This is a genomic window from Vitreoscilla stercoraria DSM 513, from assembly GCF_000382305.1.
GTDB lineage: Bacteria > Pseudomonadota > Gammaproteobacteria > Burkholderiales > Neisseriaceae > Vitreoscilla > Vitreoscilla stercoraria.
This window is the reverse complement of the sequence record NZ_KB908035.1, coordinates 13,006-38,078: the sequence shown is the minus strand read 5'-3', so window position 1 is coordinate 38,078 and position 25,073 is coordinate 13,006. Positions and strand designations below refer to the sequence as shown.

28 protein-coding genes and 1 pseudogene are annotated in these 25,073 nt (G+C 44.2%); 11 read left to right on the top strand and 18 right to left on the bottom strand.

Annotated features, from left to right (window positions below; all coding sequences use genetic code 11):
- Positions 1–56 precede the first annotated feature (56 nt).
- The 4 genes from H150_RS0112030 to H150_RS14435 all read right to left on the bottom strand — a co-directional run bounded on the left by H150_RS0112030 (position 57) and on the right by H150_RS14435 (position 2,643).
- Positions 57–449, bottom strand: coding sequence for a carboxymuconolactone decarboxylase family protein (locus H150_RS0112030; RefSeq protein WP_026353687.1), 393 nt, complete (start codon positions 447–449; stop codon positions 57–59).
- Between the two features lie 84 nt (positions 450–533).
- Entirely contained in the window at positions 534–1,004 is a 471-nt protein-coding gene (locus tag H150_RS0112025) for a hypothetical protein (RefSeq protein ID WP_019959310.1), read from the bottom strand.
- A 74-nt stretch (positions 1,005–1,078) separates the two neighbouring features.
- Complete coding sequence (gene coaBC, locus H150_RS0112020) at positions 1,079–2,272, bottom strand: bifunctional phosphopantothenoylcysteine decarboxylase/phosphopantothenate--cysteine ligase CoaBC (RefSeq protein WP_019959309.1); 1,194 nt, start codon at positions 2,270–2,272, stop codon at positions 1,079–1,081.
- Between the two features lie 2 nt (positions 2,273–2,274).
- Positions 2,275–2,643, bottom strand: a complete 369-nt coding sequence (locus H150_RS14435) for a hypothetical protein (protein WP_019959308.1) — start codon at positions 2,641–2,643, stop codon at positions 2,275–2,277.
- A 119-nt stretch (positions 2,644–2,762) separates the two neighbouring features.
- Between H150_RS14435 and H150_RS0112010 the strand changes: the two genes are divergently transcribed.
- Complete coding sequence (locus H150_RS0112010) at positions 2,763–3,203, top strand: 2-thiouracil desulfurase family protein (RefSeq protein WP_040755949.1); 441 nt, start codon at positions 2,763–2,765, stop codon at positions 3,201–3,203.
- 4 nt (positions 3,204–3,207) lie between these two features.
- Here H150_RS0112010 and H150_RS0112005 read toward each other — a convergent pair whose 3' ends face one another.
- From H150_RS0112005 to H150_RS0111995, 3 genes are all read right to left on the bottom strand, one after another.
- Positions 3,208–4,047, bottom strand: coding sequence for a glycosyltransferase (locus tag H150_RS0112005; protein ID WP_019959306.1), 840 nt, complete (start codon positions 4,045–4,047; stop codon positions 3,208–3,210).
- A 128-nt stretch (positions 4,048–4,175) separates the two neighbouring features.
- Complete coding sequence (xerD, locus tag H150_RS0112000; protein WP_019959305.1) at positions 4,176–5,063, bottom strand: site-specific tyrosine recombinase XerD; 888 nt, start codon at positions 5,061–5,063, stop codon at positions 4,176–4,178.
- Complete coding sequence (locus tag H150_RS0111995; RefSeq protein WP_051083044.1) at positions 5,041–5,514, bottom strand: methylated-DNA--[protein]-cysteine S-methyltransferase; 474 nt, start codon at positions 5,512–5,514, stop codon at positions 5,041–5,043. Before H150_RS0111995 ends, xerD begins: the two co-directional genes overlap by 23 nt.
- An 89-nt stretch (positions 5,515–5,603) precedes the next feature.
- Between H150_RS0111995 and H150_RS0111990 the strand changes: the two genes are divergently transcribed.
- Both H150_RS0111990 and H150_RS0111985 read left to right on the top strand, forming a co-directional pair.
- Positions 5,604–6,125, top strand: coding sequence for a YbaK/EbsC family protein (locus H150_RS0111990; RefSeq protein WP_026353684.1), 522 nt, complete (start codon positions 5,604–5,606; stop codon positions 6,123–6,125).
- Positions 6,109–6,705 (top strand): hypothetical protein, encoded by a 597-nt coding sequence (locus H150_RS0111985; protein WP_019959302.1) that lies wholly within the window; start codon positions 6,109–6,111, stop codon positions 6,703–6,705. The genes H150_RS0111990 and H150_RS0111985 overlap by 17 nt, the downstream gene beginning before the upstream one ends.
- A gap of 60 nt (positions 6,706–6,765) precedes the next feature.
- Here H150_RS0111985 and H150_RS0111980 read toward each other — a convergent pair whose 3' ends face one another.
- Together H150_RS0111980 and H150_RS0111975 are read right to left on the bottom strand one after the other, a co-directional pair.
- Positions 6,766–7,224, bottom strand: a complete 459-nt coding sequence (locus H150_RS0111980; RefSeq protein ID WP_026353683.1) for a CZB domain-containing protein — start codon at positions 7,222–7,224, stop codon at positions 6,766–6,768.
- 779 nt (positions 7,225–8,003) lie between these two features.
- Positions 8,004–8,207, bottom strand: coding sequence for a cold-shock protein (locus H150_RS0111975; RefSeq protein ID WP_019959300.1), 204 nt, complete (start codon positions 8,205–8,207; stop codon positions 8,004–8,006).
- Positions 8,208–8,437: 230 nt separating this feature from the next.
- On the opposite strand from H150_RS0111975, the gene clpS reads away from it, so the two are divergent.
- Complete coding sequence (clpS, locus tag H150_RS0111965) at positions 8,438–8,761, top strand: ATP-dependent Clp protease adapter ClpS (RefSeq protein ID WP_019959298.1); 324 nt, start codon at positions 8,438–8,440, stop codon at positions 8,759–8,761.
- Positions 8,758–11,037, top strand: a pseudogene (gene clpA, locus H150_RS14430) (ATP-dependent Clp protease ATP-binding subunit ClpA). Before clpS ends, clpA begins: the two are co-directional and overlap by 4 nt.
- 54 nt (positions 11,038–11,091) lie before the next feature.
- Here the strand turns inward: clpA and H150_RS0111955 are convergent.
- The 6 genes from H150_RS0111955 to purN all read right to left on the bottom strand — a co-directional run bounded on the left by H150_RS0111955 (position 11,092) and on the right by purN (position 15,254).
- Positions 11,092–11,409 (bottom strand): DUF2322 family protein, encoded by a 318-nt coding sequence (locus tag H150_RS0111955; RefSeq protein ID WP_019959295.1) that lies wholly within the window; start codon positions 11,407–11,409, stop codon positions 11,092–11,094.
- Positions 11,410–11,429: 20 nt separating this feature from the next.
- Entirely contained in the window at positions 11,430–12,068 is a 639-nt protein-coding gene (upp, locus tag H150_RS0111950) for a uracil phosphoribosyltransferase (RefSeq protein WP_019959294.1), read from the bottom strand.
- A gap of 249 nt (positions 12,069–12,317) precedes the next feature.
- A complete protein-coding gene (gene grxD, locus H150_RS0111940; RefSeq protein WP_019959293.1) occupies positions 12,318–12,626 on the bottom strand; it encodes a Grx4 family monothiol glutaredoxin in 309 nt (102 codons plus the stop codon).
- A gap of 9 nt (positions 12,627–12,635) precedes the next feature.
- Positions 12,636–13,895 (bottom strand): RsmB/NOP family class I SAM-dependent RNA methyltransferase, encoded by a 1,260-nt coding sequence (locus H150_RS0111935; protein WP_019959292.1) that lies wholly within the window; start codon positions 13,893–13,895, stop codon positions 12,636–12,638.
- Positions 13,896–14,576: a hypothetical protein gene (locus H150_RS0111930; RefSeq protein ID WP_019959291.1), complete on the bottom strand. Its 681-nt coding sequence runs from the start codon at positions 14,574–14,576 to the stop codon at positions 13,896–13,898.
- A gap of 45 nt (positions 14,577–14,621) precedes the next feature.
- Positions 14,622–15,254 carry a phosphoribosylglycinamide formyltransferase gene (gene purN, locus H150_RS0111925; RefSeq protein ID WP_019959290.1) on the bottom strand — a complete coding sequence of 211 codons (633 nt, stop codon included), beginning with the start codon at positions 15,252–15,254 and terminating at the stop codon, positions 14,622–14,624.
- 85 nt (positions 15,255–15,339) lie between these two features.
- Between purN and H150_RS0111920 the strand changes: the two genes are divergently transcribed.
- The 6 genes from H150_RS0111920 to H150_RS0111895 all read left to right on the top strand — a co-directional run bounded on the left by H150_RS0111920 (position 15,340) and on the right by H150_RS0111895 (position 21,170).
- A complete protein-coding gene (locus H150_RS0111920; RefSeq protein ID WP_019959289.1) occupies positions 15,340–16,155 on the top strand; it encodes a PPK2 family polyphosphate kinase in 816 nt (271 codons plus the stop codon).
- Positions 16,134–16,661 (top strand): DNA-deoxyinosine glycosylase, encoded by a 528-nt coding sequence (locus tag H150_RS14425; protein ID WP_155970613.1) that lies wholly within the window; start codon positions 16,134–16,136, stop codon positions 16,659–16,661. Before H150_RS0111920 ends, H150_RS14425 begins: the two co-directional genes overlap by 22 nt.
- 22 nt (positions 16,662–16,683) lie before the next feature.
- Positions 16,684–17,505 carry a YwqG family protein gene (locus tag H150_RS0111910; RefSeq protein ID WP_019959288.1) on the top strand — a complete coding sequence of 274 codons (822 nt, stop codon included), beginning with the start codon at positions 16,684–16,686 and terminating at the stop codon, positions 17,503–17,505.
- Between the two features lie 19 nt (positions 17,506–17,524).
- On the top strand, positions 17,525–18,784 hold the full coding sequence (locus tag H150_RS0111905) for a glutamate-5-semialdehyde dehydrogenase (protein ID WP_019959287.1): 1,260 nt from the start codon (positions 17,525–17,527) through the stop codon (positions 18,782–18,784).
- Between the two features lie 178 nt (positions 18,785–18,962).
- On the top strand, positions 18,963–19,823 hold the full coding sequence (gene htpX, locus H150_RS0111900; RefSeq protein ID WP_019959286.1) for a protease HtpX: 861 nt from the start codon (positions 18,963–18,965) through the stop codon (positions 19,821–19,823).
- A gap of 120 nt (positions 19,824–19,943) precedes the next feature.
- A complete protein-coding gene (locus H150_RS0111895) occupies positions 19,944–21,170 on the top strand; it encodes a glycosyltransferase family 9 protein (RefSeq protein ID WP_169708879.1) in 1,227 nt (408 codons plus the stop codon).
- 119 nt (positions 21,171–21,289) lie between these two features.
- Here H150_RS0111895 and H150_RS15170 read toward each other — a convergent pair whose 3' ends face one another.
- From H150_RS15170 to ileS, 3 genes are all read right to left on the bottom strand, one after another.
- Positions 21,290–21,445, bottom strand: a complete 156-nt coding sequence (locus H150_RS15170) for a hypothetical protein (RefSeq protein WP_155970610.1) — start codon at positions 21,443–21,445, stop codon at positions 21,290–21,292.
- 6 nt (positions 21,446–21,451) lie between these two features.
- Positions 21,452–22,045 carry a DUF4097 family beta strand repeat-containing protein gene (locus H150_RS14885; protein WP_019959284.1) on the bottom strand — a complete coding sequence of 198 codons (594 nt, stop codon included), beginning with the start codon at positions 22,043–22,045 and terminating at the stop codon, positions 21,452–21,454.
- Between the two features lie 230 nt (positions 22,046–22,275).
- Positions 22,276–25,068, bottom strand: coding sequence for an isoleucine--tRNA ligase (gene ileS / locus H150_RS0111885; protein ID WP_019959283.1), 2,793 nt, complete (start codon positions 25,066–25,068; stop codon positions 22,276–22,278).
- Positions 25,069–25,073: the final 5 nt, after the last annotated feature.

Here is a 25,073-nt window from a genome sequence, read left to right as displayed (position 1 = left end):
ATTGATGAAAGCGTCCTGTAAATCTTTACAGGACGCTTGTTTTTTGTAGCGATGTTTTAAGCTTGGGCTGTTGTGTCGATTTGATTCAATACTTCTTGTGCCGCCCGAAACGCTTCTTGCGCAGCAGGCGCGCCGCAATAAGGTAAGCTGTGTAACAAGGTTTCTTGAATGTCGGCAATGCTGCAACCATTATTCAATGCACCGCGAATATGACCTTTGAGTTCAGTGGGACATTTTAAAGCCGTCAGCATGGCGATGGTAATCAATGAACGGGTTTTGCGGTCAAGCGTGTCTTCACGTTGCCAAGTCGAGCCCCAAGCATGCTCATTGATCCAATCTTGTAAAGGCTGCGTCAATTCGGTAGTCTGGCTTTGTGCTTTAGCGACAAATTCAGCACCCATCACTTGCGTACGCACTTTCAAACCATTTTGATAATCTTGCTCTGACATGTTGCCAACCTTGCTTTTGAAATGGATGTTGCTCATTTTAGCGCAATCCATTTTTTAATGCAGATATCATTTAAAATTGAGATTTTAAAAAGATTGCTTGCGCCAGTTTTGGTTTTGAAAATCATATACAAATTGGGTTTTGGGCATAAAAGTGCTCGAATAAGACACTTGTGCTTGCTTGCCATCCAGTTGGTAAGACACGTTTGGCAATGGCGTTGTCGCTTGCCAAGCGTCCTGTAATTGCTTGGGAAAAACTTGATGTTGCTGTTGATACGTTTGTATGGATTGTACCGCTTCATTGGCAACCAAGCGTGCTTGTTGGTGATGGCGACCTTGTATCATGGCAATGCTGGCGATGCTGACAAAACACAGCAACATTTTGATGGCCAAAGTCGGTAGCAGTTGGGGATTGTGGCGGCTTTTCCAAGCGCAAGTACCTATGTAAATCAAGAGCAAAGGCGTGAAAACATAGATGAAAAAACCCATTTGTGGCTGTATCAAAACCAACACGCTTACAGCGCAAAATACCATCAAAGGCAATAAAGAACGCAGCATAAATCAAGACAATACAGGAATAAAATCAATAGAATCAAGCGTCCTGTAATGGTTTACAGGACGCTTGCATGGCTTTATGGCAGCAAATGAGCAATGCGTTGCACAATGGCTTCGGCAACTTGGTCTTTGCCCATATTGGGTAATTCGGTTTCCGCTTCATCGTCCAATAAAGTGACTTGATTGGTCGCCTTGCCCATGGATTCGCTGACCAAATTGGCAACCAACAAAGGCACGCCTTTGCGTTGGCGTTTGGCGCGGGCATGGTTGAGCAAATCGTGGCTTTCTGCGGCAAAACCGACACAAAATGGCGCATCATCAAGTTGGCTGACGCTGGCCAAAATATCAGGGTTTTCAGTCAATTCAATCACAGGCGCCACGCCTGCTTGTTTTTTGATTTTTTCGTTGCTGGCATTTTTGACTTTGTAATCTGCCACCGCCGCCACCGAAATGAACACGTCTTGCTCACGCACGCTTTGGTGCACCGCTTGGTACATCGCATCGGCGCTGACGGCTTGAATGGTATGGGTTAAGCCATTGGGCAAATCGGTTTGAATTTGACCGTAAATCAAAGTCACATTCGCACCTGCGCGGCGACAAGCACGTGCCAACGCCACGCCCATTTGACCGGTCGAAATATTGGTAATGCCGCGCACAGGGTCAATTGCTTCAAATGTCGCGCCCGTGGTAATCATGACGTTCGTGCCAAACAAGGCTTTGCTGAGCCATGCATCGGGCAATAAATCGGCAATTTGCACCGCTTCTAACATGCGTCCGACACCGATTTCACCACAAGCTTGCTCACCTGAGGCTGGTTCTAAAATCGTGACGCCATCGTCTTTTAATTGTTGGATGTTGCGCAAATTGGCAGGATTGAACCACATTTGCACATTCATTGCAGGCGCAATGACCAAAGGACACGTGCGAGCTGCGACCAAATTGCTGATGAGATTGTCAGCAATGCCGTGTGCGACTTTGGCGATGGTGTTGGCTGTGGCAGGGGCGATGAGCATCACATCGGCTTCGCGAGTGAGATTGATATGCGCCATGCCGTTGCCATCGGAAGTGCCGTGGGTGTCGACCAAAACAGGGTTGCCGCTCAAAGCTTGGAACGTATTGGGATGGATGAATTCGGTGGCGCTGCGACTCATTGCTACCGTCACTTCATGACCTGCTTTTTTCAATAAGCGTACCAATTCACAGCATTTGTACGCCGCAATGCCGCCTGTAACGGCCAAAAGAATGTGTTTTTGTGTGCTCATCATGTGCATTATCAGTGTTTGTGGTTGCAACCGTCATGATGGCAGTGTTCGCCATGTTCATGCTCATGTGAATGGGCATCTGAATCCAAGACCACATCGTCCCAAGCTTCATCATCACCTTCAAAATCTTCCACCACATCAAAGTCACCATTGGTCAACATGTCTACCAATGCGCTCAATGTGGCCACGCCTTCCACTTGAAAGCTCACTTCGTCGTCAGTAGCATCTTCATGAATAATGGTGGCCACTTGCTCATGCCACGCCACCCAATAACCGTTTTCAGTGCGTATGAATTGCGCGTGTTCTGAAATAATATCGTCTGTGCCTTGGGTCAAGCGGGCAATGACTTCTTGTTTGGTCGCAATGCGGTTAAGTGACATAGTGGGCCTTTCTGATGCGAAAAAAATCTCAATGGGGCATGTTACACGGTTTGTTTGGGCAAGAAAACCAAGCTTGAGCCATGATAGTATTTGCCAATCAATCAACATTAGGTGAAATCATGGGTGTATCTGAAACTGTCGGCATCAGTGCTTGTTTGTGTGGACAAAGTGTACGTTACGATGGCAAACACTGTTTGATGGACAATGCGCCTTCCACCGACCAACGCTTCATGATTTGTCCTGAAGTGATGGGCGGATTGTCCACGCCCAGAGCGGCAGCGGAAATTGTCGGTGGAGATGGATGGGATGTGTGGCAAGGGCATGCCAAAGTGATAACGAGAGATGGCAGCGATGTCACACAAGCGTTTAAACAAGGGGCATTATTGGCTTTACAAAGTTTACAGGACGCTCAAATCAAAACGGTATGGCTTAAAAGCAAAAGCCCATCTTGTGGCAGTGGGCAAATTTATGATGGCAGTTTCCAAGGCGTTCTGAAACAAGGTGATGGCGTGACCACTGCCTTATTGCGCCAACATGGTATTGCAGTGGTCAGTGTGTGAGGCTTTATTGGAGACCAAAGTGTTTTAAAGCTTTTTGCATCCATTCACGGTAAAAATAATACAAAAAGTCGTTGGTTTGGGTGATTTGATATTCTTTGGTAAACCAAGGTTTGGGTTGGTAGGTGTAATGCAAAATATGCACATCGGTAAAACCAAAAAATCCCAAACGGATATAATCCGTCAATTTTTTGGCAAACACATTGCACGTTTGCGGTAGGTGTAATTCTGGTGTCTGCTGCCAATGCGACCACAATTGACGCAAAATTTCTTGGTCAAAGCCTTCCATGGTTTGCATCAAATGCAAGCAGGCTTGGTAATCTTGTATATTGGGTTGGAAGACAAATAAGCCTGAATTGAAATTTTTAAAATAATCATATTGCGCTTGGTTGTAGTCTGGTGTGTGAATCGGATTTTGAATCAAACCCAAATCCATAGCAGCGCTACCGTGTGGACAATCAAATAAAAATTCAATGTTTTTCAATACCAACATATCGGCATCAACATAAACCAATTTGTCATATTCAGTCAGGGTAAATACACTGAGTTTGTCGGCAGTGTTTATCATTTGTTGTGGCCAACCATACGACAACATATCCAGATTGTTTTTATCGCTATATTGTAATTTAGGCGCTTGGTAACATTTCAATTGTGCTTGTTGTAATACCAATAGCGTATTTTCAGACAGCTGATCGTTAATCATGACAATCAATTCATGCGTATTGCCATGTTGTTTTAAACTGTAAGCCAAGGTCAAAACGCCTGCCAAATACTGATCATCAGACAGCAAGGTCACATAAGCACGTTTTGGGGATAACGCATTGGGTTGAATGTCGGTGGTGAGCATGGATAGGGGTGGCTTTCAAAATTTTTGATGAATATAAATGATTGGTATCCATTTTGGTGATTTTGATGGATAAAAAATATTTCAAATGGATATTGAGTAACAAGCGTCCTGTAAAACTGCCCAAGCCATCAAGCACGTGGATGGTGTTGGTCTATGAGGTGTTTTAAGCGTACATTGGCAACATGGGTATAAATTTGCGTGGTGTTGATGTCTGCATGCCCCAATAACATTTGCACCACACGCAAATCTGCGCCGTGATTGACCAAATGCGTGGCAAAAGCATGGCGCAATTTGTGTGGGCTTAAATTTTCGATGCCAATTTGGGTGGCGTATTTGTCCACAATTTGCCAAGCCAATTGGCGGGTCATGCCCACACGCTTTTGGCTGACAAACACAAAATCACACGGCTTTTGCTTTAACAACATTGGACGCGAGTGCAATAAATATGCTTCTAGCCATTCGCATGCCTCTTCGCCCAAAGGAATCAGGCGCTGTTTGTCGCCTTTGCCAACAGTCGATACTACGCCTTGCTGTAAATCCAGATGGCTTAATTCTAAATTAATTGCTTCGGATACCCGCATGCCAGTGGCGTACATCATTTCGAGCAATGCTTTGTCACGCAAGCCATGCACATCATCCACATCAGGTGCTTCTAGCAAAGCATCCACTTGCGCTTCGGTGATGATGGGCGGCAAGCTGCGACCGATTTTGGGACGCTGCAAATAAAACAAAGGCTCTTGATGTTTGAGTTCTTGCTCGTTGAAGTAATTGTACAAACGTTTACAGGCCGACAAAGCTCGTGCTTGTGAAGTCGGTTTTTCTTCGTTTTTGAACAAAGCTTCACCCAATTGCACGCCATCGCAATTGAACCAATCGACTTTGTGTACTAAAAGACGGTCGTGGATTTTTTGCAAATCGCGGCGATACGCGTCCAAAGTGTTTTGGCTCAAACGGTCTTGCAACCACAATTGCTCTAGCAATAAATCGATGTAATCAGCTGGCGTGAGTGCGTTCATGTTCTAACAACCAATGTTTGATGGATAAAGTGTCGTCGCCTGTACCGCCTGAATAACCGCCAATGTGGTGTTGTCCGACAATGCGGTGACACGGGATAATCAACGGAACAGGATTGCGCTTGCAAGCTTGACCAACCGCTTGGGCTGCCGAGCCAATTTCTTTGGCAACATCGCCATAGGTGCGAGTTTGTCCGTAAGGGGTGTTTAACATTGCTTGCCACACTTTGCGGTCGTGTTCGCTGCCTTGAATCAAAATGTCGCCTTCAAAGCTTTGTAAGCGTCCTGTAAAGTAGGCATCGAATTGCGTTTGCCAAATCAGTGGCAAGGATGCATTGGCTTCTTGGTACAAATGAGGATAAGGTAAATCGACTTTGATTAAGACATCATCATTGAAATGCAATTGCAAACAGCCTAAAACAGGATGGATGTAATGGGTGAGGGTTGGTGTCATGACCGCTCCTTGCAAGAATGTTGAGCCCATTATACTTGAATCCGCCCTGTAACACCGTTAGGCTAATGCCTCCGATGGCAGACTAAAAAATGAAATGGGTTCAGATGGAAGATTTGTTGATGAGTGAGAGTGTGCAAAAAGTACACCATATTTTGGAAACCAAGCAAGTGGTACATCAGTTGCGTTTGCTGTCTGATAGCACTCGCACCGCACAAATGGCTGCCGATGTTTTGGGTTGTACGCCCAGCGAGATTGCCAGCTCTTTGATTTTTGAAGAAGCCACAACAGGACAATTGATTTTGATTGTGGCGTCAGGTGGCCATCGAGTGGATATAGACTTTGTGTCCCAACAATTGGGCAAAAATTTGCAAATGGCCAAAGGCAAACGCATCAAGCAAGAAGTCGGTTTTGCCATTGGTGGTGTGCCACCGTTGGCGCACAATCAGCCGTTGGAAACGTGGCTGGATGTGCGTTTGTTGCAATACCCTATTGTTTGGGCGGCAGCAGGTTCACCGTTTGCGGTATTTGGTGCCAATCCTCAAGAATTACAACGAGTCACAGGGGCGCAGTGGTTGGCGGTAGAGGAGGCGGACCTTGAACAATTGGCGTAAATGTTTTGCAGTGCTGGCGTTGGTCGTGAGTTTGAGTGCTTGCCAAAGTGTGTTGCCCAATCGGCAATTGGATTTTCAAGTGGATGGTGGTGCAGTGAAGTCGTTTCAAATGACCGAGCGTGGTGCATTGCCTGCCAGTGATGGCACATACCATGTCGAAAATTTGGGTTTGATGTTATACCAAGCAGATAATGGACAGCTTGAGTATGCTTGGAATTTTGTTGTCAATGTGGAGAAAAAAGCACCTAGTCATATTCAAGTGTCACAAGTATTGAATGATGGTACGGCACAGGCTTTGATTACAGATGAGTTTTTGAGTGACAAGCGTGGTGATGCGTGGCGCAACTTGGATGATGGCAGTCGCAGTCAGGTATTGGCACAGCGTTGGCATGCAGTGTCTAAGGGCAAAAATATGGCACAAGTGGCTTGGCTCAATCAGCCCGAGACAGAAACCATGTTTGTGTTCAAAATTGAAATTCAAGCACAAGACGGCTCACGCTCTGTATTGTACCAACCGATGGTATTGGCCCCAGACAGCAAGCAACAATATTTGAAACTGATGGCGCAAATTCCCTCTTAATTTGTTTGATGAAAAAAGCGTCCTGTAAACCATTACAGGACGCTTGGAAGCGATTGTTTTTTAAGCGTCAACTTTGTTAGGCTCGTTGTGAACGGCTTCTAATAAGTCTGCAAAGCTGTGTCCAACTTTGCTAGACAGTTCTGGTAAAGTGCGTTTGGTAATGACAATTGCTTCGGCAAAATAGCCTTTTTCATGTAAACGCACCGCTTCACCTGCGCATTGGTGAAATTCAGCATGTTTTTTACGTAGCAATTCGTATTCTGGATAATTATGGTATTCCGTGCCCGGACCGTAAATCCACTGACCCACTTTGCAACGGTTATCTGCACTCACTTGTTCGCAACCATAATTGGTTAAATTATGTTCACGCAGAGCTTGGAACCAATTTTCACGCCACGCAATATGGGCTTTGATGGCTTCATCAATAGGCAGACCGCCTAATACCAATTCTTCTTTTGGCATGGGTAGGGGTGCTTCTTCGCCTTTTAACAACAGATCAATCCAAGTATCTAAATTCATGTTTTCTTCCCAATCAAGTTGATGATGCAGCTTAAAATGCAGCAATAGCAAATATTTACCTTTATGTGCGGCATACATTTATATGTATTTGAATACGACGAGTTACTGCTTTAACTTGTACCGTGATTTAGAGAAGCTTGCTTTAATTCAAGTCAAAGAAATGATATCGGTATTTTTAAAGCGGCCTTTGTATGGCTTTGGAATGATGGATAGTGAATAATTGATATTTTGAATCATTCAAGTTGATAAGAGTGTTGTTTTTTTGAGAATTAAAAAATTCCAAATAAATATTTAGAGGAGGTTTTTTGTTTGGATTGGCCTCAAATGTAGCGACATGCCAAACGTCATGTGGCTGTTGATGTTTGCTACGATGAGTATAAAATTGTAAGTTATTTGCCGAGGATGAAAATTTTCAGGACGCTTGTGTTAAATCGTGTTGGCATAAAGCTTATAAAGAATGGTTACTATTATATTTTTGTTGTTTTTAGAGCGGTAATCATCCTATAGCTGGAGGATTTATCACATTGGCAGCCAAAGATTATTTATTAAAATGTGGCATGTTACAGTCAGTAAATTCAAAGCGTAGCCGCATCACTTTGATACGATTTTGTAAGGGCGTATTTGAAACCTTACCATGTGGATAGAGCATGATTTCAAGACAAAAAATAAGAGCACAGTTACTGTGCTCTTATTTTTGCTGTAACATGGTTTTGAAGTAAAACTTTGCAACAGGCTCTATTCTAAATCACCACACGCTAGGGTAGTGAATTTCAGGCTAATTATGCAGCTTGAATGTTTGAAGCTTGTTTGCCTTTAGGGCCTTCAGTTACATCAAAGCTTACGCGTTGACCTTCTTTTAAGGTTTTGAAGCCGTTCATGTTGATAGCTGAGAAGTGAGCGAACAAATCTTCGCCACCTTCATCAGGAGTGATGAAACCAAAACCTTTAGCGTCGTTAAACCATTTAACAGTACCTGTTGCCATTGAAACTTCCTAACTCTATAAAACAATTATTTTGAAAATGTGAGCCAAACACATCAACCTTGGAGGTGAGTGATGTTTGCCACTGATGACGTTTTACCGTTATTTACCCTAATGAGTCAAGCACAGTTTGCGAAAAATTTAAAAACTGCGCACAATGAAACATAAAACTAACACAAATTTTTTACTTTGAAGTGAACAATCATTATCTTATGACAACGGAAATAAAAGTGATGGTATCCCATCCTGTAAATGAAACATCAGTTGAGTCTAAAACCCTATTGGCACAGCAATTGGTTCCGCCAAAACAATATGCTGTTTATTTGTTAAATGATGACTTTACGCCCATGGATTTTGTGATGTATGTGTTGCAAAATATTTTCTTTATGGACGAATCTCAGGCCTTTGCTTTGATGATGATGGTGCATGAACAAGGCAAAGGATTGTGTGGTATTTATAGTTGGGATATTGCGACAACCAAACAAAGTCAGGTGATGGATTTGGCTTTTGACAATGAGCATCCGTTGCAATGCACAGTAGAGGAGGCAGTTGTATGATTTCCACAGAATTAGAACAAACTTTACAAGAAGCTTACACAAATGCTCGAGTTAAACGTCATGAGTTTATCGGTGTGGAGCACTTATTATTGGCTTTGCTAGACAATGATTCGGCTCACAAAGCATTAGTGGGTTGTCATGTAAACATTGAACTTTTACAAGAACGATTGACCGAATGTATTGTCAATGAAACCCCGAATGTTCCAGCGCATATGATGGAGCAGATCGAGACAAAACCAACTATGGGGTTCCAGCGTGTGTTGCATGCGGCCATTTCTCACTCTCAAAGTGCAGGGAAAAAAGAGGTAACAGGCGCAGATGTGTTGGTTGCGGTTTTTTCAGAACGTGAATCTCATGCGGTTTATTTTTTAAACCAGCAGTCAATCACGCGTTTGGATGTGATGCGTTATTTGGCTCATGGCATCGAGCCTGAAAGAGCACCGCCTCCGCCCCTACAAGGGAATGAGTATGGAAAGGAAGCTTCCATGGACAATGCTTTGCAGCAATACACTACTAATTTGAACAGTGAAGTTTTGGCTGGTCGTGTGGATCCATTGATTGGGCGAGCGCATGAAATGTTGCGCATCACGCAAATCTTGGGTCGCCGACGTAAAAATAATCCTTTATTGGTCGGCGAGGCTGGCGTCGGTAAAACCGCGTTGGCAGAAGGCTTGGCTTACCAAATCGTACATAAGCAAGTGCCAGAGCATTTAGAAAATGCAATTGTATTTTCTTTAGACATGGGCGCTTTGCTGGCAGGCACCAAATATCGTGGTGATTTTGAAGCCCGTATTAAAGCGGTGCTGAAAGAATTAACTGAACTTTCTAACGCCATTTTATTTGTCGATGAAATTCATACCATCATTGGTGCAGGCAGTGTGTCTGGTGGCACGATGGATGCGTCTAATTTGCTCAAACCTGCTTTGGCAAAAGGTCAGTTGCGCTGTATTGGTGCGACGACTTACCAAGAATACCGCACCATTTTTGACAAAGACCATGCTTTGAGTCGCCGTTTTCAAAAAGTGGATGTGGTGGAGCCAACAGCAGAAGAGACAGTGGCGATTTTACGCGGCCTGAAAACTTCGTTTGAAAGCTATCACAATGTGCGTTATACCAATGAAGCTTTGGAAGCGGCTGTGAGTTTATCGGTGCGTTATTTGAATGAGCGTTTCTTGCCTGATAAGGCGATTGATGTGATTGATGAAGCGGGTGCGGCGCAAAAAGTGAAGCCTAAAGGCAAGCAGCGCAAAACCATTGGACGTGAATAAATTGAAGAAATCATCGCTAAAATGGCGCGGATTCCTGAAAAAACGGTTTCTTCTAGCGATAAAAATACCTTGCAATATTTGGGTCGCAATTTGAAAAACATGGTATTTGGTCAAGACAAAGCCATTGAAGCTTTGGTCAATGCCATTAAAATGTCTCGCTCAGGTTTGGGTCATCCTGATAAACCAATTGGCAGCTTCTTGTTTTCAGGTCCAACAGGTGTGGGTAAAACAGAAGTGTCTAAGCAATTGGCCTACAATTTAGGCATCCCGTTCTTGCGTTTTGATATGTCTGAATACATGGAGCGTCATGCCGTTTCTCGTTTGATTGGTGCGCCTCCAGGTTATGTGGGTTATGAAGAAGGTGGTTTGTTAACCGAAGCCATCAGCAAACAACCTTATTCAGTGTTGTTATTAGACGAAATTGAAAAAGCCCATCCTGATATTTTCAATGTGTTGTTGCAGGTAATGGATCATGGCACTTTGACCGATAACAACGGTCGCAAAGCCGATTTTCGCAATGTCATCATTATCATGACAACCAATGCAGGCGCGACGGCGTTGATCAAACAAAACATTGGTTTTGCCAATGCCAAATCGGTAGGGGATGAAATGGCTGAAATCAACAAATTGTTCAGCCCAGAATTCCGCAATCGTTTGGATGCGACTGTGTCTTTTGCTGCTTTGAACGAGCAAATCATCACACAAGTGGTCGAGAAATTCTTGTTGCAATTAGAGCAACAATTGTTGCAAAAGCAGGTGGATGTTGAGTTTACCGATGGATTGAAAGCTTATTTGGGTAAAAAAGGTTTTGATCCGCAAATGGGTGCGCGCCCTATGGGCCGTTTGATTCAATCGACCATTCGTAAGGCTTTGGCTGATGAGTTGTTGTTTGGTAAGTTGGCTGAAGGTGGTCGCGTGATTGTGGATTGGGATGAAAAAATCGATGGTATTCAATTGATTTTCCCAACTGCTAAAAGCGATCGAGAGTTAGCGCAAGCTGTTCATTAATGAGTATGACAAGCAAAAAAAACCGCCATTTGGCGGTTTTTTATTGGGCAAACATTATTTAGAAATGGGTTCTAAGCGCCATTGCAATGCATTGTTTTGTACTTGGATGAGCAAATCCACATTAGGATGCTTGCCTGGATTTTGGACAGCATCTTCTACATGTTCTGCAAACCATGTCAAACCTTGTTCAGCGGCCTGTACGTTCAATACACCGTTAAATTGAGCGGCCAAAGCATTGTATAACTTTAAGCTGCCCAATTTGCCTGTTACAGCAGGAATGTGGTGTACCAATTGACCATCGGCAGAAATCACGTTCAGGCCGCTTAAATCGTCTACGTTGGCAAATGTTGCTAAGTAATCATTGAAATTCATGTTTGTCCTTATTCAAGGGTTTAATGGTGAACCGTACCGAAAATTTTGTCGCCTGCATCGCCCAAGCCCGGAATGATGTAGCCGTTTTCATTCAAATGGCTGTCTAAAGCTGCGGTGTAAATGGTCACATCAGGATGGGCATCGTTGACCACTTTCACGCCTTCAGGCGCAGCCACAATCACCAAAGCTTTGATGTCTTTACAGCCTTTGCTTTTCAACAAATCAATGGTCGCTACCATAGAGCCGCCTGTAGCGAGCATTGGGTCGATGATTAACGCAGTGCGCTCAGACACATTCGGTACGAATTTGTCGAAATATGACACAGGTTGCAAGGTTTCTTCATCGCGTTGTAAGCCGACCACGCTGATTTTGGCAGTTGGCAACATGTCCATTACGCCATCAAGCATGCCGATGCCAGCACGCAAAATCGGTACGATGGTGACAGTTTTACCTTTGATTTGTTTGCCTTGAATGATATTGCCTTCCCAGCCCATCATGTCGTAGTCTTCAATGGGAAAGTCGCGCGTGGCTTCATAAGCCATTAAACGAGCCAGTTCATTGGTCAAGGTACGGAATTTGTAAGTGGAACAATCTTGTTGGCGCATTAAGCTTAATTTGTGTTGTACCAAAGGATGGTCGATGATGCATAAATTGGACATGGTGATGCCTTTTAGGGTTAATGAATGGTTGAATGAGGTTTAGATTGCTGGATGAAATCAGTGAGCACATGAGCGATATGGATGTGATTTTGATGTTTACAGGACGCTTAAATCATTTAAACGTCATGAATATGCTCTTATGAATTTACAAATTGGCTGCCAGATTGGATGGTTTTCCAAATCTGTGCAGCCAACTCATATACCAGCAATCATGTATCAGCGAATGTGTTTACATTCACTTATTGCTGATTATTCTGCTAAAAGGCTTTGCAATTCGCCTGCTTCGAACATTTCCAACATGATGTCAGAGCCGCCCAAAAACTCACCGTTCACATACAATTGCGGAATGGTAGGCCAGTTAGCAAATTCTTTGATACCTTGACGAATACCTTCATCCATCAATACGTTCACAGTGTGAAAGTCGGTGCAGCCAGCTGCTGCCAAAATTTGCACTGCACGAGAAGAAAAGCCGCATTGTGGAAAGCGTTTGTCGCCTTTCATGAATAAAACAACTTTGTGACTGCTAACGATGTCTTGAATGGTTTTTTGCACGCTCATGTGTGTTTCCTAAGATGAAGATTTTTGCAATACCGCTGCGAAAAAGCCGTCGGTATGGTGGGTTGCAGGGCTCATTTGTAAATATTCGCCTGTATTGAGCGGTATTTTATAACCGTTCAGCAATTCGCTGCAATTAACCAAGCTGAATTCTGGATGGCTGGCCAAGAATTTTTCCACTTGTTGTTGGTTTTCTTCTGCCAAAATACTGCAAGTGGCATAAACCAAATAACCGCCGCGTTTGACCAATTTGGCAGCAGATACCAAAATGCGTTGCTGGATTTCGACCAATTCGTCAATGCTTTGTGGGCTTTGACGGTATTTCAAATCTGGGTTGCGGCGCAAAGTGCCCAAACCTGAACAAGGTGCATCTACCAACACGCGATCGGCTTTGTTCCACAATTTTTTCAAACGCAAATCACGCTCGTGATCCAAGCGTTGAGGTGTGATGTTGCCCACGCCCGCACGTGCAATACGTGGTTTGATATTGGCCAAGCGTTTTTCAGAAACATCCATGGCATACAAGCGGCCTGTATTGTTCATCATGGCTGCCAATGCCAAGGTTTTACCGCCTGCGCCTGCGCAAAAGTCCACTATCACTTCACCGCGTTTGGCGCCAGAAAGCAAAGCCAACAATTGGCTGCCTTCGTCTTGTACTTCAATCACGCCATCTAAGAACAATGGGTTTTTGTTCAAAACAGCTTTGTCTTGGAAGCGAATGCCCCATGGCGAAAATGGTGTGGCTTGGGCTTTAAAACCTTCAGTTTCCAATTGTGCCAAGACTTTTTCACGTTTGCCTTTTAAGGTGTTCACGCGTGTGTCTAATGGCGCAGCTTGGCTTAAAGCTTGTCCCAATGTCACGATTTCTTCATCGCTGTATTGACCTTGCATGCGTTCAATTACCCATTCAGGCAATTCGCTGGCAGTGTGCAATTGATCAGCAAAACCTGCACGAGCGGCTTTCAGGTCGCTTAATTTTTGGCGTTCGTCTTCGCTTAAAATGCTGCTCAATGAGCCTATGCTTACACCGCGAGCGATGACCAAAGCGCCCAATGCCAACAAGCGTACAGGTGCTTTTTTGCCAAAAAAGGCATGTAATTTTTGCCAATGGCGCAAAGTGGCGTAAACGGTTTCCGCAATCTCATGTCGGTCTTGGCGACCCAGCTTGCGATGGTCTTTGAAGAATTTCGACAAAATCACATCAGCAGGAGATTGGAAAAAACGCACTTCGGTCAAAAGGCGTTCGGTATGGACTAATTGTTGATTGTTCATTTAGTATTTCTTGCCGTCTAAAGTGGCGGCGGTTAAGTTGAGTTGGTAGGTTGTGCCATCATCGGTATAACGAATCAAAGCTGGAATATTGCCCATGCTAGGTGCTAAGCCGTACTCCATGACATCGCCACCACGAGTGGCTTTGTACATGTTGACAGGCAGGCTTTGACCTTTGAATTTCACATTTTGTGAGCCATTAGGACGAATATTGGTGTTTTCGTTATACACTTTTTTACCATTGGTAAATTGTGACACACCTGTGAGTTTGCCGTCGTTCAAAGCCAATTGCCACGCCAGACTAAATAAGTCCATAGGCGTACCACGCATAGGCGCAGTTTGGCTTTGACCAGCTTTGCCATAAGTAATGGTTTTGCTGCCGTGGTTGAACAAGGCTTGTGCATACAGTTTGCCGCGACGGGTGTCGCTATAACGTTGTGGCACCATTTGGTTGCCATTCATACTGCCGTTAGAGGCAAATTGCATACTGTAAAGCGGGATTTTGAAGATGGTTTGGATGCTATAAGCATTGGCATTGCGGCTGAAATTCATGTTGGCCGTCACGCCACCATTACCTGAATACGTTAAGGCTGCTTTATTGGGAAATTGGGTTTCATTGGCCATTGCAATGCTGCTCAGTAGCGCTGCGCTGACACCTAACATCATGGTCCATTTTTGCATCATTATCACACCTTCATTTGAAAAATCAAATTATTTCATTTGGTTGGCTTAGTAAGCCAAAAGTTTGTTTTGTGCGTCAGTTGGTTGCGCATTGATGACTTTACCATCTTGCACACTTAAGCGTCCTGTAACAAAATCAGCCACTGCTTGTGGATATAATTGATGTTCCACAGTCAAAATGCGTGCCGCCAAATCATCCGCACTGTCATCAGGCAAAATTGGCACTGCCCCTTGCGAAATAATCGGACCGTGATCCAATTCAGGTGTGACAAAATGCACCGTGCAACCTGCCAATTTACAACCCGCATCAATGGCAGCTTGGTGGGTGTGCAAACCTTTGAATGATGGTAACAAAGATGGGTGTATGTTCAACATGCGATTTTGATAATGTAAGCAAAAGTTTGCTGTCAAAATGCGCATAAAACCTGCCAAAACCACCAAATCAGGTTGGTAAGCATCAATGACTTGTTGTAGCTGAGCATCGAAGGCTTCGCGGTTGTCAAAGTCGCGGTGATTCAAGACTGCCGTGGCAATACCACGCTCTTGTGCCCAAGCCAAACCACCAGCATCAGGACGATTGCTAATCACGGCTACAATCTTAGCGCCTATAATATTGGCATTTACGATAGACTGCATATTACTGCCGCGGCCAGAAATCAAAATCACCACATTTTTATTCATATTTGGTACGGTCCTGCCGTTTTTAAGCGGCCTGTAAATCATCAAGCTGCATATTATAACTGACAGTGACTTGAAAGGAAAAAACATGATTTTGGATGTTCAACAATTGAAAGTGAATGCAAGGAAAAAATGGCGTTGGGAAAACCATCCAACACAATGGAAAGAAGGCTTGCCGCCAACGAAAAAAGAGCGGCAAGCTTTGGCGCAAACATTGTCTTCACAATTGAATGATTGGCAAGAAAAACTGCATGCAGAAGGGCAGCGCAAAGTATTGGTGATTTTACAAGGTATGGATACTTCGGGCAAAGATGGCACCATACGGTCAGTTTTTCAAAACGTGGATCCTTTGGGCGTGCGTGTTGAAGCATTCAAGTCTCCCACTAGCACTGAATTGGCACGGGATTATTTGTGGCGGGTGCATCAAGTGGTGCCTAAGAATGGGGAAATGGTGATTTTCAATCGCAGCCATTACGAAGATGTGTTGGTGACACGAGTCAAAGGTTGGATTGATGAGAAAGAAGAAGTGCGACGCATTCGTCATATCAATGAATTTGAGCGCATGTTGAGTGAAACAGGCACAGAAATTATCAAAATTTTTCTTAATATTTCCAAAGAAACCCAGCGCGAACGCTTACAACAACGTTTAGATATTCCTGAGAAAAATTGGAAATTTGCGTTGAGCGATGTTGAAGACCGCCATTTGTGGTCTGCTTTTCAAAATCAATATGCGCAAGTTGTCTCCAAAACAGCAACGCCTTATGCACCTTGGTATGTGATTCCTGCTGATTCTAAAAGCGGTCGTGATGTGATGGTGTTACAAATTTTATTAGCACATTTGCAAGCGATGAACCCTCAATTTCCACAAGTAGACAGAGCCTTATGGCCACAAACCATCGATTAATGGGTGATGATACATGGAAACAATCGTTCAAACCGATTGTTGGTACAGAGCCGAAAGTGATGATTCTGGGTTCTCTGCCAGGGGATGCTTCTTTGCAAAAACAGCAGTATTACGCCCATCCACGCAATCAATTTTGGCGATTGCTGGGTGATTGTTGCGGGGTAGATTTGCAAAGTTTTGAATATGCAGACAAAATAGATTATCTACAACGAATGCCTTTGATTTTATGGGATGTGATTGACAAGGCCAAGCGTCAAGGCAGCTTAGACAGTGCCATACATCAAGCACATACTCATGATTTGCCCGCCTTGCTATTGCAATATCCCAGTATTGAGCAAGTTTGGTTTAATGGACAGCAGGCGGCGAAATTGGGTCAGCGGCAAAGGCTGAATGTGGCATTGGTGCAAGTGGTTTTGCCTATACGTTGTCATATATGTATAAGCTTGCGCATTGGCAACAGGCTTGGCAGCAGTTGTTTGTACCTGATTGACGATAAAACTGTGTGATGCAATCAAAAGGAGCAGCGGGATGGATAAAGCAGAAATGGCCAGCTTGTTCGAAGCTTTTAAGCTGAATGAATTGTGGATGCACTTGATACCTAAGCTCAGCGAAGGCATCAAAATGAAGTTAGAGCCGTATGTGCATGTGGATGTGGGCGGGAGCAAAATTGGCGGCATGCCTGATTTGCCCGATAGCATCGCTTGGCCACATGCGTATGAGCAGCCTTTGGCATTTGTGGCGCAAATCAATTTGTCAGAAGTGACGGAATGGGATTTGGACGAAAAGCTACCGACTTCAGGTTGGTTGTATTTTTTCTATGATGCACTCAATGAGCATTGGGGCAATGTGCCGGAGGATTATTGGCATTTTGCTGTACGCTATTTTGATGGCGATATCAGTCAATTAAAACCTGCGGTGCCGCCTGAAAAATTGGCGTCAGAAAATCAATTTTTAAGTGCCAATACGGTGTTTTATCCACAAACCACGTTTCCCGATGAAAGCAGCGTGGCATGGCCTAAAGTTGGCTTGACGCGCAAGCAATGGATGTCATTGGGTGATTTAGAAGAGCATGTGTATGAGCTCAATTCAGGCCGCTACAACCAGTTATTAGGCCACTCGACCAATTTACAGTCGGGGATGGAGCAATTGTGTGTGCAAATGTCACAGCATTTTTTTGAAACCGAACATGGCTCGGCAGATGATTGGGTTTTGCTATTGCAGCTAGACAGCAATGACAAAGAATGTGGCATGATGTGGGGTGATTGTGGCGTCCTGTATTTTTGGATACGTGAACAAGATTTAGCGCAGCGACGTTTTGAAAAATGTTGGTGCGTGATGCAATGTTTTTAAAGAATCAAAAGGGATAAAAATGACAGATGTGGTGGCGTTGGTGCGCCAATATGCTGTGGATGCCAAAGCCGCTTCGCGCGTGTTGGCAGCCGCTTCAACAGCACAAAAAAACCAAGCTTTGTTGGCAATGGCAGATTTGCTAGAGCAGGCGCAAGCCGATATTTTGACTGCCAATGCCAAAGACATTGAGGCCGCTGAGCAAAATGGCTTGGATGCGGCAATGGTCGATCGTTTGCGTTTGACGGAAAAATCTGTGGCGCAAATGGCAGAGGGTGTGCGCCAAGTGGCAGCTTTGGCAGACCCTGTGGGCGAAATGGACGAATTCAAAACGTTGCCCAATGGTTTGCAATTGGGAAAAATGCGCGCGCCTTTGGGCGTGGTGGGCATGATTTATGAATCTCGCCCTAATGTGACCATTGATGCGGCGGTATTGTGTTTGAAATCTGGCAATGCGTGTTTGTTGCGTGGTGGTTCTGAATCGTTTTACAGCAATCAAGCCATTGCGAAGGTGATTTACCAAGCCTTGGCGCAAAGCGGCTTGCCTGAAGCGTGCGTGCGCTTGTTTGAAACCAAAGACCGAGCTGCTGTGGGTGTGATGTTGGGTTTGAGTGATTTGATTGACGTCATCATTCCACGTGGCGGCAAAGGTTTGGTCAAGCGTGTGACCGAAGAGGCGCGCATGCCTGTGATCAAACATTTGGATGGCGTGTGCCATGTGTTCATCAATCACGATGCCGATTTGGACATGGCGCAGTCTATTGCGTTGAATGCCAAAACTTCACGTTACGGCACATGCAACACCATGGAAACGTTGTTGGTACATCAAAACATTGCTCAAGATGTGTTGCCACGTTTACAGGACGCTTATCAAGCCAAAGGTGTTCAATTGCGTGGTTGTGAGCGCACACGAAGCGTCCTGAAAGACATTGTTGCTGCCACCGAAGAAGATTGGTTCACCGAATATTTGGCACCAGTTTTGTCGATTCGTGTCGTGGATGATTTGGATGCTGCCATGGCTCACATTAACCATTATGGCAGCCATCATACCGACAGCATTGTCACCAATTCGTATGCTGATATGCAGCGTTTTTTGCGTGAAGTCGATTCTGCTAGCGTGATGGTCAATGCATCGACTCGTTTTGCCGATGGTTTTGAATATGGCTTGGGTGCGGAAATTGGCATTTCAACCGATAAAATTCATGTGCGCGGTCCTGTGGGCTTGCATGGTTTGACCAATCAAAAATGGATTGTTTTGGGCTCAGGTCAGATCCGTATTTGAGGCCTATCAGATAATTGTGACAATTTTATGTAGAATTTTTGCATTAAATCATGGACGCTATATGCGTCCATTTGTATGTAAAATTGATTAAATTTGATACAAAAACACCATTTTGCCTTAATATGGTTTTTTGATTTCAAGCACACTTCTTTGAAGAAAATATAAAAAAAGGGATTATATGAAACGAATATTTTTATTCATCCTAACCAACTTGGCAGTGATGGCGGTCATTACCATCATTGCTTCGATTTTGGGTATCAGTGGCAATCCTAACAATTTGATGGGCTTGCTGGCATTTTCAGCTTTGGTGGGTTTTACAGGTTCCATCATTTCTTTGTTGATGTCTAAATGGGTGGCTAAAAAATCAACTGGCGCACAAGTGATTGAGCAGCCTGCGAATGAAATGGAAGCATGGTTGGTCAATACGGTCGAAAATCAAGCCCGTCAATTGGGTTTGAAAACACCTGAAGTGGCGATTTATGATGCGCCTGAGCCTAATGCATTTGCCACAGGTCCAAGCAAAAACAATTCTTTGGTAGCTGTGAGCACTGGTTTGATGCACAGCATGACGCGTGATGAAGTTGAGGCTGTTTTGGCGCATGAAGTGGCACACGTTGCCAATGGTGACATGGTGACCATGACGTTGATTCAAGGCATTGTGAACACGTTTGTGTATTTCTTGGCGAGCGTGGTGGCGAACATTGTGTCGAGCGCTTTGAGCAGTGATGATGAAGAAGGTCAAGGTTATGGCTCTATGGCTTATTTTATCATTCAAATGGTATTGCAATTGGTGTTTGGTTTCTTGGCAAGTTTCATCGTGATGTGGTTCAGCCGCCAGCGCGAATACCGTGCGGACGAAGGTGCAGCGCAATTGGTGGGTGCGCCTAAAATGATTGCGGCTTTAGAGCGTTTGAAAGGTGGCGGTAGTTCTTTGCCGCCTGAAATGAATGCCATGGGTATTTCTGGTGGCGAAAAAGACTCTTTGTTGAGTACCCATCCAACATTGGATAATCGTATTGCAGCATTGCAAAATCAATAAATAATCATCATGAAACAGCGTCCTGTAAATTTACAGGACGCTTTTTTTGTCGTTTTTGAATATCATTCAATTAAAATATTGGCTTATAACATGTTGTCTTTCAAGATAGATGAACAGAATATGAAAACTGAGTTGAAAAAATGGAATCGCAAAAGAAATTATGCTTTGAAAACGTTAAAGCTCAAACTAAAGTATTTTTTGCCGATATTGGTATTGAATCAAATCAAAGCCAAACAAACCATTCAAGATGTTTCAAATATTAAAAAAATTTTAGTGGTACGCAATGATTTGATTGGCGATATGGTCTTAAGCACGCCTTTATTGCGCAATTTGTTTGAGCATGGTTATGAAGTGTATGTGGTTTCTAAAGCCCAAGCTTTGAGCATGATTGAAAATAAGGATTATGTTGCAGGCAGTTTTGTTTATAACGATGCTTCGTGGAAACACGTCTTTGAATCGATTAAAAATGTCAGACAACACCGATTTGATTTGGTGATTGATATGAAATTGTCTTCTAAAACAGAGCATATTTGGTTTTGTGCTTGGATGAAAACGCCTGTGTTAATGGGTTTTAATAAAAGCAATGTCAAAGCTTATAATATTAGCCATTCATATCGAAATCCAGAAGCGCATATTAGCCGTTCTTTTGAAAGTATTTATACCAAACTGGGTATTCATGCCAAACCACATGCTTATGATGTTTCTGTTCCTGCCGCTGTTCGAAGTCATACTCAGGCATTTTTACAATCCGCATGGCCTCAGCAGGTTGATACCAATTCTAAATTGATTGTATTGAACCCGTTTGGGAGTAAGTCCGATCGCTGGTTGTCTGAGGCACAAATTGCGGTGATATTGGCTTTTTTCTCAGCGCATAAAGTGGTTTTAATTGGTGAATATGCCAAAATTTCAGCCATCACCACGCCCAATCATGTCAAAGCGTTTCAATCTAAAGGTGTTTTGGATATCACGGCATTGATTGAAATGGCGGATTGTATGGTGACGGTTGATACGGCGATTGTACATATTGCCAGTGCCTTGCAAAGCAAGATGATTGCTTTTTATAAAGAAACGCCACTCATGCGTCCTGATGCCATTTTAAATGAAGACCAACAGCTCAAACAATCGAAGTATGAGTTTGAGCGTTTGGCACAAGATTATCCTAATATTAGACACAATCATCAGCCCTTAGCCAAACACGTACAATTTAAAATGTATGCACCCAATCATCCACAAGCAGTACAAAAAGTATTCACTTGCCATCGCATTGATGCGGTGTCTTGTGAACATTTGCAACAAGAGTTAGGTGATGCATGGCAGCAATTGATGCAAGAAAATCACGCTGTCTAGCGTGTGAACGCTGGCAAGATTTCATCAGAGCTTATTGGAGCTGCCGGAATATTTGGGAGGCTGTTTATCTTGTGTGATGCTGGTTAGGTTGGTTTTTCAATGGACAATCAAGATGTCATTTAAAATTTGGTTGGTGAAAAACCATCGAGTCTCCTAAACGCCACAGATGAGGCCAATTGGTTGAGTTTGATGTGGCGTAACGCGATACAGAGATGACCGTTGGTGCGGTCATCGGTAATGAGCAAAATGGTGCGTAGGCTTTTGTTGCCATTCACAACCGATTACATATTGCTACATTGTCCCATCTTGCGACCTGTAACTTGATTTTGATTGCCGGTTGGATTTTGTGAGTTGCGTTTGCATTCTAAATCACCGCTGACATGATTGCCTGACAACAACAAGCGTCCTGTATTGCGTTCCAATTCCAAATCGCCACTGATGGTATTGGCATTCAAACGCGAAGTTTGTCCTTTGTCTATTTTCAAATCACCACTGATGCGATTGCGGTCGAATTCGGCTTCACCGCTGGTATATTCTAAATCCACATTACCGTGTACCGTATTTTCCACCAAACGCACCCGAGTGCCTCGTTCCAAATCAACATCGCCATTGATGGTATTTTTAATCATCACCACTTCTTTGAAACGATTGCGCGACTCCACATCACCATCCACAACACTGTTGGTTAAGGTCAAAGTCGCACCGGGTAAAATAATCACATCGCCACGCACATTCACCTCTGACAAACTACAACTGCCTGAGATGCGCACATCGCCTTGAATGGTACGATTTTTGATACTGCTGCTACATGTTTCATTCGCCATGGCAATATTTGCCGCCAATAAAAACACTGTCAATGCAATCAGCTTTTTCATGATTGAGCCTTTCTTATGTTTAGATGTATTGGGACAGTACGATGACCATCATCGGTATTTTGACACAATACTTTTTTTAGTCTTGGCCTGCGTTAGAAAATTCAAATAAATTGTATCAGTGCATGAGTAGCTTATTTTGAAACCAATCTATTTCAAATCTACCCGATTATAAAAAAGCGTCCTGTAAACTTTACAGGACGCTTTTGACAACTCAAATCAACGCTGACAGCTTATGCTAACAAGCGTTCTTCGCCTTTGCCTTCAATGTTGTCAGCACAACGCGCGCACAAACATGGATGCGCAGCAACGCTGCCCACGTCTGGCAAGTAATGCCAGCAACGCTCACATTTTTCGCCTTCGGCTTTTTCAACAGTAATGCTTAAAGCTTCGCCTTCGTTAACAGTCACTTTAGACACCATCAACACAAAACGCAACTCCTCGCCCAACGCACGCAAATAGCCGTAAGTTGGTTCAGGCGCAGTCACGCTGACTGCCGCTTGCCAAGAAGAACCCACTACATCAGCAGCACGTTTGGTTTCGATTTCTTTGTTGATGGCTTCGCGTACTGCACGCACTGCTTGCCATTTTTTCACCAACTCTTCTTCTACGTTTTCAGGCATAGACGGGAATTCGTGCAAAGTATGGTACATCACCGAGTCTTCATTGCTGCCAGCCAAAACTTCCCAAGCTTCTTCTGCGGTAAAGCACAAAATCGGGCTGATGGCCAAAATCAAGCTGCGTGTAATGTGGTATAGCGCGGTTTGCGCACTGCGACGAGCACGGCTGTTCGCTTGTGTGGTGTACAAACGGTCTTTCAAAATGTCCAAATAGAACGCGCCCATTTCGTCGGCACAGAAATGTACGATGTCTTGAACCGCATAATGGAAAGCGTAACGTGGGTAATGGTCGCCCACCAAACGCTCTTGCAATTGACGTGCTAACACTACCGCATAACGGTCTAACGACAACATGTCGTTGTAACCGACTGCATTTTCAATTGGGTCAAAGTCTGACAAATTCGCCAATAAGAAACGCATCGTGTTGCGCAAACGGCGGTAGCTGTCGGTGGTGCGTTTTAAGATTTCGTCAGAAATCGCCAATTCGCCTGAGTAATCGGTCGAGGCTACCCACAAACGCAAGATGTCGGCACCCAAAGTATCGTTCACTTTTTGTGGTGCAATCACATTGCCGATGGATTTGGACATTTTTTGACCTTTGCCATCCACCACAAAACCATGCGTCAACAATTGGTTGTAAGGTGCACGATTTTGAGTGGCACAAGCGGTCAACATAGACGATTGGAACCAACCACGATGCTGGTCAGAGCCTTCTAAATACAAGTCCGCAGGCCAAGTCAATTCTGCACGTTGTTTCAAAACTGCATAATGCGTTGAACCTGAATCAAACCAAACGTCCAAAGTGTCTGGCAATTTGTCGTAAACTGCTGCATCTTCTGCGTTCAATAATTCGGTTTTGTCCAATTTGAACCAAGCTTCGATGCCTTCTTTTTCGATGCGCTGTGCAATGATTTCTACAAATTCAGCGCTTTGTGGATGCAATTCACCTGTTTCTTTGTGAGCAAAGAAAGCCATAGGCACACCCCAATTGCGTTGGCGTGATACACACCAATCAGGGCGTCCTGAAATCATTGATTCCAAACGCGCACGACCCCAAGCTGGGAAGAATTCGGTTGAATCCACCGCATTCATTGCCACATCACGCAACACTTTGCCTTCATGGCCTGATTTGTCCATCGCGATGAACCATTGAGCCGTCGCACGGAAAATAATTGGGGTTTTGTGACGCCAGCAATGTGGGTAGCTGTGTTCCATTTTTTTGAATGCGAGCAAGCGGTTGTTTTCTTGCAACCATTCAATCACCACTTCATTGGCTTCCCAAACGGTTTTGCCTGCCACACGCGAGACATCCGAGCGGAAGCGACCGTCATTCATCACAGGACAATCAATCGGCAATTGGTATTTCAAACCCACATTGTAGTCGTCCAAACCATGCGCAGGGGCGGTGTGTACCATGCCTGTACCTGCATCCGCAGTCACGTGGTCACCCACAATAATCGGTACGATGCGCTCTTCTAAGAATGGATGCTGGACTTCCAAGTTTTCCAAATTGATGCCGACGGTTTCACCCAAGATTTCAAAACTCTCGAAACCATAACGAGCAGCAGCGGACTCAACCAAATCTTTGGCCAATACCAACACGCGGCCTGTATTACTGCGCACCAATTGATACGCCAATTCAGGATGCACGCTGATGGCTTGGTTGGCAGGCAAAGTCCAAGGTGTGGTCGTCCAAATGACCGCTTCCACGCTTTCTAATTGCTCACCTGAAAACTCGAACACTTGCGCGACTGCTTCCGCATCCAAAAATTCAAATGCCACATCCAAAGCAGGCGACACTTTGTCTTTGTATTCTACTTCTGCTTCTGCCAAAGCCGAACCGCACTCTAAACAAAAATGAACCGGTTTTTCACCTTTGACCAAATAGCCTGCTTCTTGGATTTTGCCCAAGTTGCGCACGATATTCGCTTCGGTATCGAAATTCATGGTTTTGTAAGGATTGTCCCAATCGCCAATAATGCCTAAGCGAATGAAATCTTTTTTCTGGCGCGCGATTTGTTCTTCTGCGTATTCACGGCACAATTGGCGGAATTTGGCAGCAGGAATCTCTTTGCCATACAGTTTCTCAACCATCAATTCAATGGGCAAACCGTGGCAATCCCAACCGGGAACATAAGGCGCATCAAAGCCCGCCCAAGTTTTTGAGCGCACAATCATGTCTTTTAAAACTTTGTTCACCGCATGACCAATGTGAATATCACCGTTGGCGTAGGGAGGGCCATCGTGCAAAACGAATTTCGGACGGCCAGCTGCCACTTCACGCAATTTCTCGTAACGCTTTTGTTGGCGCCATTGTTCTACCCATGCACCCTCGCGTTTGGCAAGGTTACCGCGCATCGGAAACGGCGTATCCAATAAATTGACGGTGGTTCGATAATCGGTCATAACTT

What these genes read in the sequence shown, in the direction of transcription:
- H150_RS0112030 (WP_026353687.1), bottom strand. Translation starts at nt 449, where the DNA reads ATGTCAGAGCAAGATTATCAAAATGGTTTGAAAGTGCGTACGCAAGTG.
- H150_RS0112025 (WP_019959310.1), bottom strand. Translation starts at nt 1,004, where the DNA reads ATGCTGCGTTCTTTATTGCCTTTGATGGTATTTTGCGCTGTAAGCGTG.
- coaBC (WP_019959309.1), bottom strand. Translation starts at nt 2,272, where the DNA reads ATGCACATGATGAGCACACAAAAACACATTCTTTTGGCCGTTACAGGC.
- H150_RS14435 (WP_019959308.1), bottom strand. Translation starts at nt 2,643, where the DNA reads ATGTCACTTAACCGCATTGCGACCAAACAAGAAGTCATTGCCCGCTTG.
- H150_RS0112010 (WP_040755949.1), top strand. Translation starts at nt 2,763, where the DNA reads ATGGGTGTATCTGAAACTGTCGGCATCAGTGCTTGTTTGTGTGGACAA.
- H150_RS0112005 (WP_019959306.1), bottom strand. Translation starts at nt 4,047, where the DNA reads ATGCTCACCACCGACATTCAACCCAATGCGTTATCCCCAAAACGTGCT.
- xerD (WP_019959305.1), bottom strand. Translation starts at nt 5,063, where the DNA reads ATGAACGCACTCACGCCAGCTGATTACATCGATTTATTGCTAGAGCAA.
- H150_RS0111995 (WP_051083044.1), bottom strand. Translation starts at nt 5,514, where the DNA reads ATGACACCAACCCTCACCCATTACATCCATCCTGTTTTAGGCTGTTTG.
- H150_RS0111990 (WP_026353684.1), top strand. Translation starts at nt 5,604, where the DNA reads ATGAAATGGGTTCAGATGGAAGATTTGTTGATGAGTGAGAGTGTGCAA.
- H150_RS0111980 (WP_026353683.1), bottom strand. Translation starts at nt 7,224, where the DNA reads ATGAATTTAGATACTTGGATTGATCTGTTGTTAAAAGGCGAAGAAGCA.
- H150_RS0111975 (WP_019959300.1), bottom strand. Translation starts at nt 8,207, where the DNA reads ATGGCAACAGGTACTGTTAAATGGTTTAACGACGCTAAAGGTTTTGGT.
- clpS (WP_019959298.1), top strand. Translation starts at nt 8,438, where the DNA reads ATGGTATCCCATCCTGTAAATGAAACATCAGTTGAGTCTAAAACCCTA.
- H150_RS0111955 (WP_019959295.1), bottom strand. Translation starts at nt 11,409, where the DNA reads ATGAATTTCAATGATTACTTAGCAACATTTGCCAACGTAGACGATTTA.
- upp (WP_019959294.1), bottom strand. Translation starts at nt 12,068, where the DNA reads ATGTCCAATTTATGCATCATCGACCATCCTTTGGTACAACACAAATTA.
- grxD (WP_019959293.1), bottom strand. Translation starts at nt 12,626, where the DNA reads ATGAGCGTGCAAAAAACCATTCAAGACATCGTTAGCAGTCACAAAGTT.
- H150_RS0111935 (WP_019959292.1), bottom strand. Translation starts at nt 13,895, where the DNA reads ATGAACAATCAACAATTAGTCCATACCGAACGCCTTTTGACCGAAGTG.
- H150_RS0111930 (WP_019959291.1), bottom strand. Translation starts at nt 14,576, where the DNA reads ATGATGCAAAAATGGACCATGATGTTAGGTGTCAGCGCAGCGCTACTG.
- purN (WP_019959290.1), bottom strand. Translation starts at nt 15,254, where the DNA reads ATGAATAAAAATGTGGTGATTTTGATTTCTGGCCGCGGCAGTAATATG.
- H150_RS0111920 (WP_019959289.1), top strand. Translation starts at nt 15,340, where the DNA reads ATGATTTTGGATGTTCAACAATTGAAAGTGAATGCAAGGAAAAAATGG.
- H150_RS14425 (WP_155970613.1), top strand. Translation starts at nt 16,134, where the DNA reads ATGGCCACAAACCATCGATTAATGGGTGATGATACATGGAAACAATCG.
- H150_RS0111910 (WP_019959288.1), top strand. Translation starts at nt 16,684, where the DNA reads ATGGATAAAGCAGAAATGGCCAGCTTGTTCGAAGCTTTTAAGCTGAAT.
- H150_RS0111905 (WP_019959287.1), top strand. Translation starts at nt 17,525, where the DNA reads ATGACAGATGTGGTGGCGTTGGTGCGCCAATATGCTGTGGATGCCAAA.
- htpX (WP_019959286.1), top strand. Translation starts at nt 18,963, where the DNA reads ATGAAACGAATATTTTTATTCATCCTAACCAACTTGGCAGTGATGGCG.
- H150_RS0111895 (WP_169708879.1), top strand. Translation starts at nt 19,944, where the DNA reads ATGAAAACTGAGTTGAAAAAATGGAATCGCAAAAGAAATTATGCTTTG.
- H150_RS14885 (WP_019959284.1), bottom strand. Translation starts at nt 22,045, where the DNA reads ATGAAAAAGCTGATTGCATTGACAGTGTTTTTATTGGCGGCAAATATT.
- ileS (WP_019959283.1), bottom strand. Translation starts at nt 25,068, where the DNA reads ATGACCGATTATCGAACCACCGTCAATTTATTGGATACGCCGTTTCCG.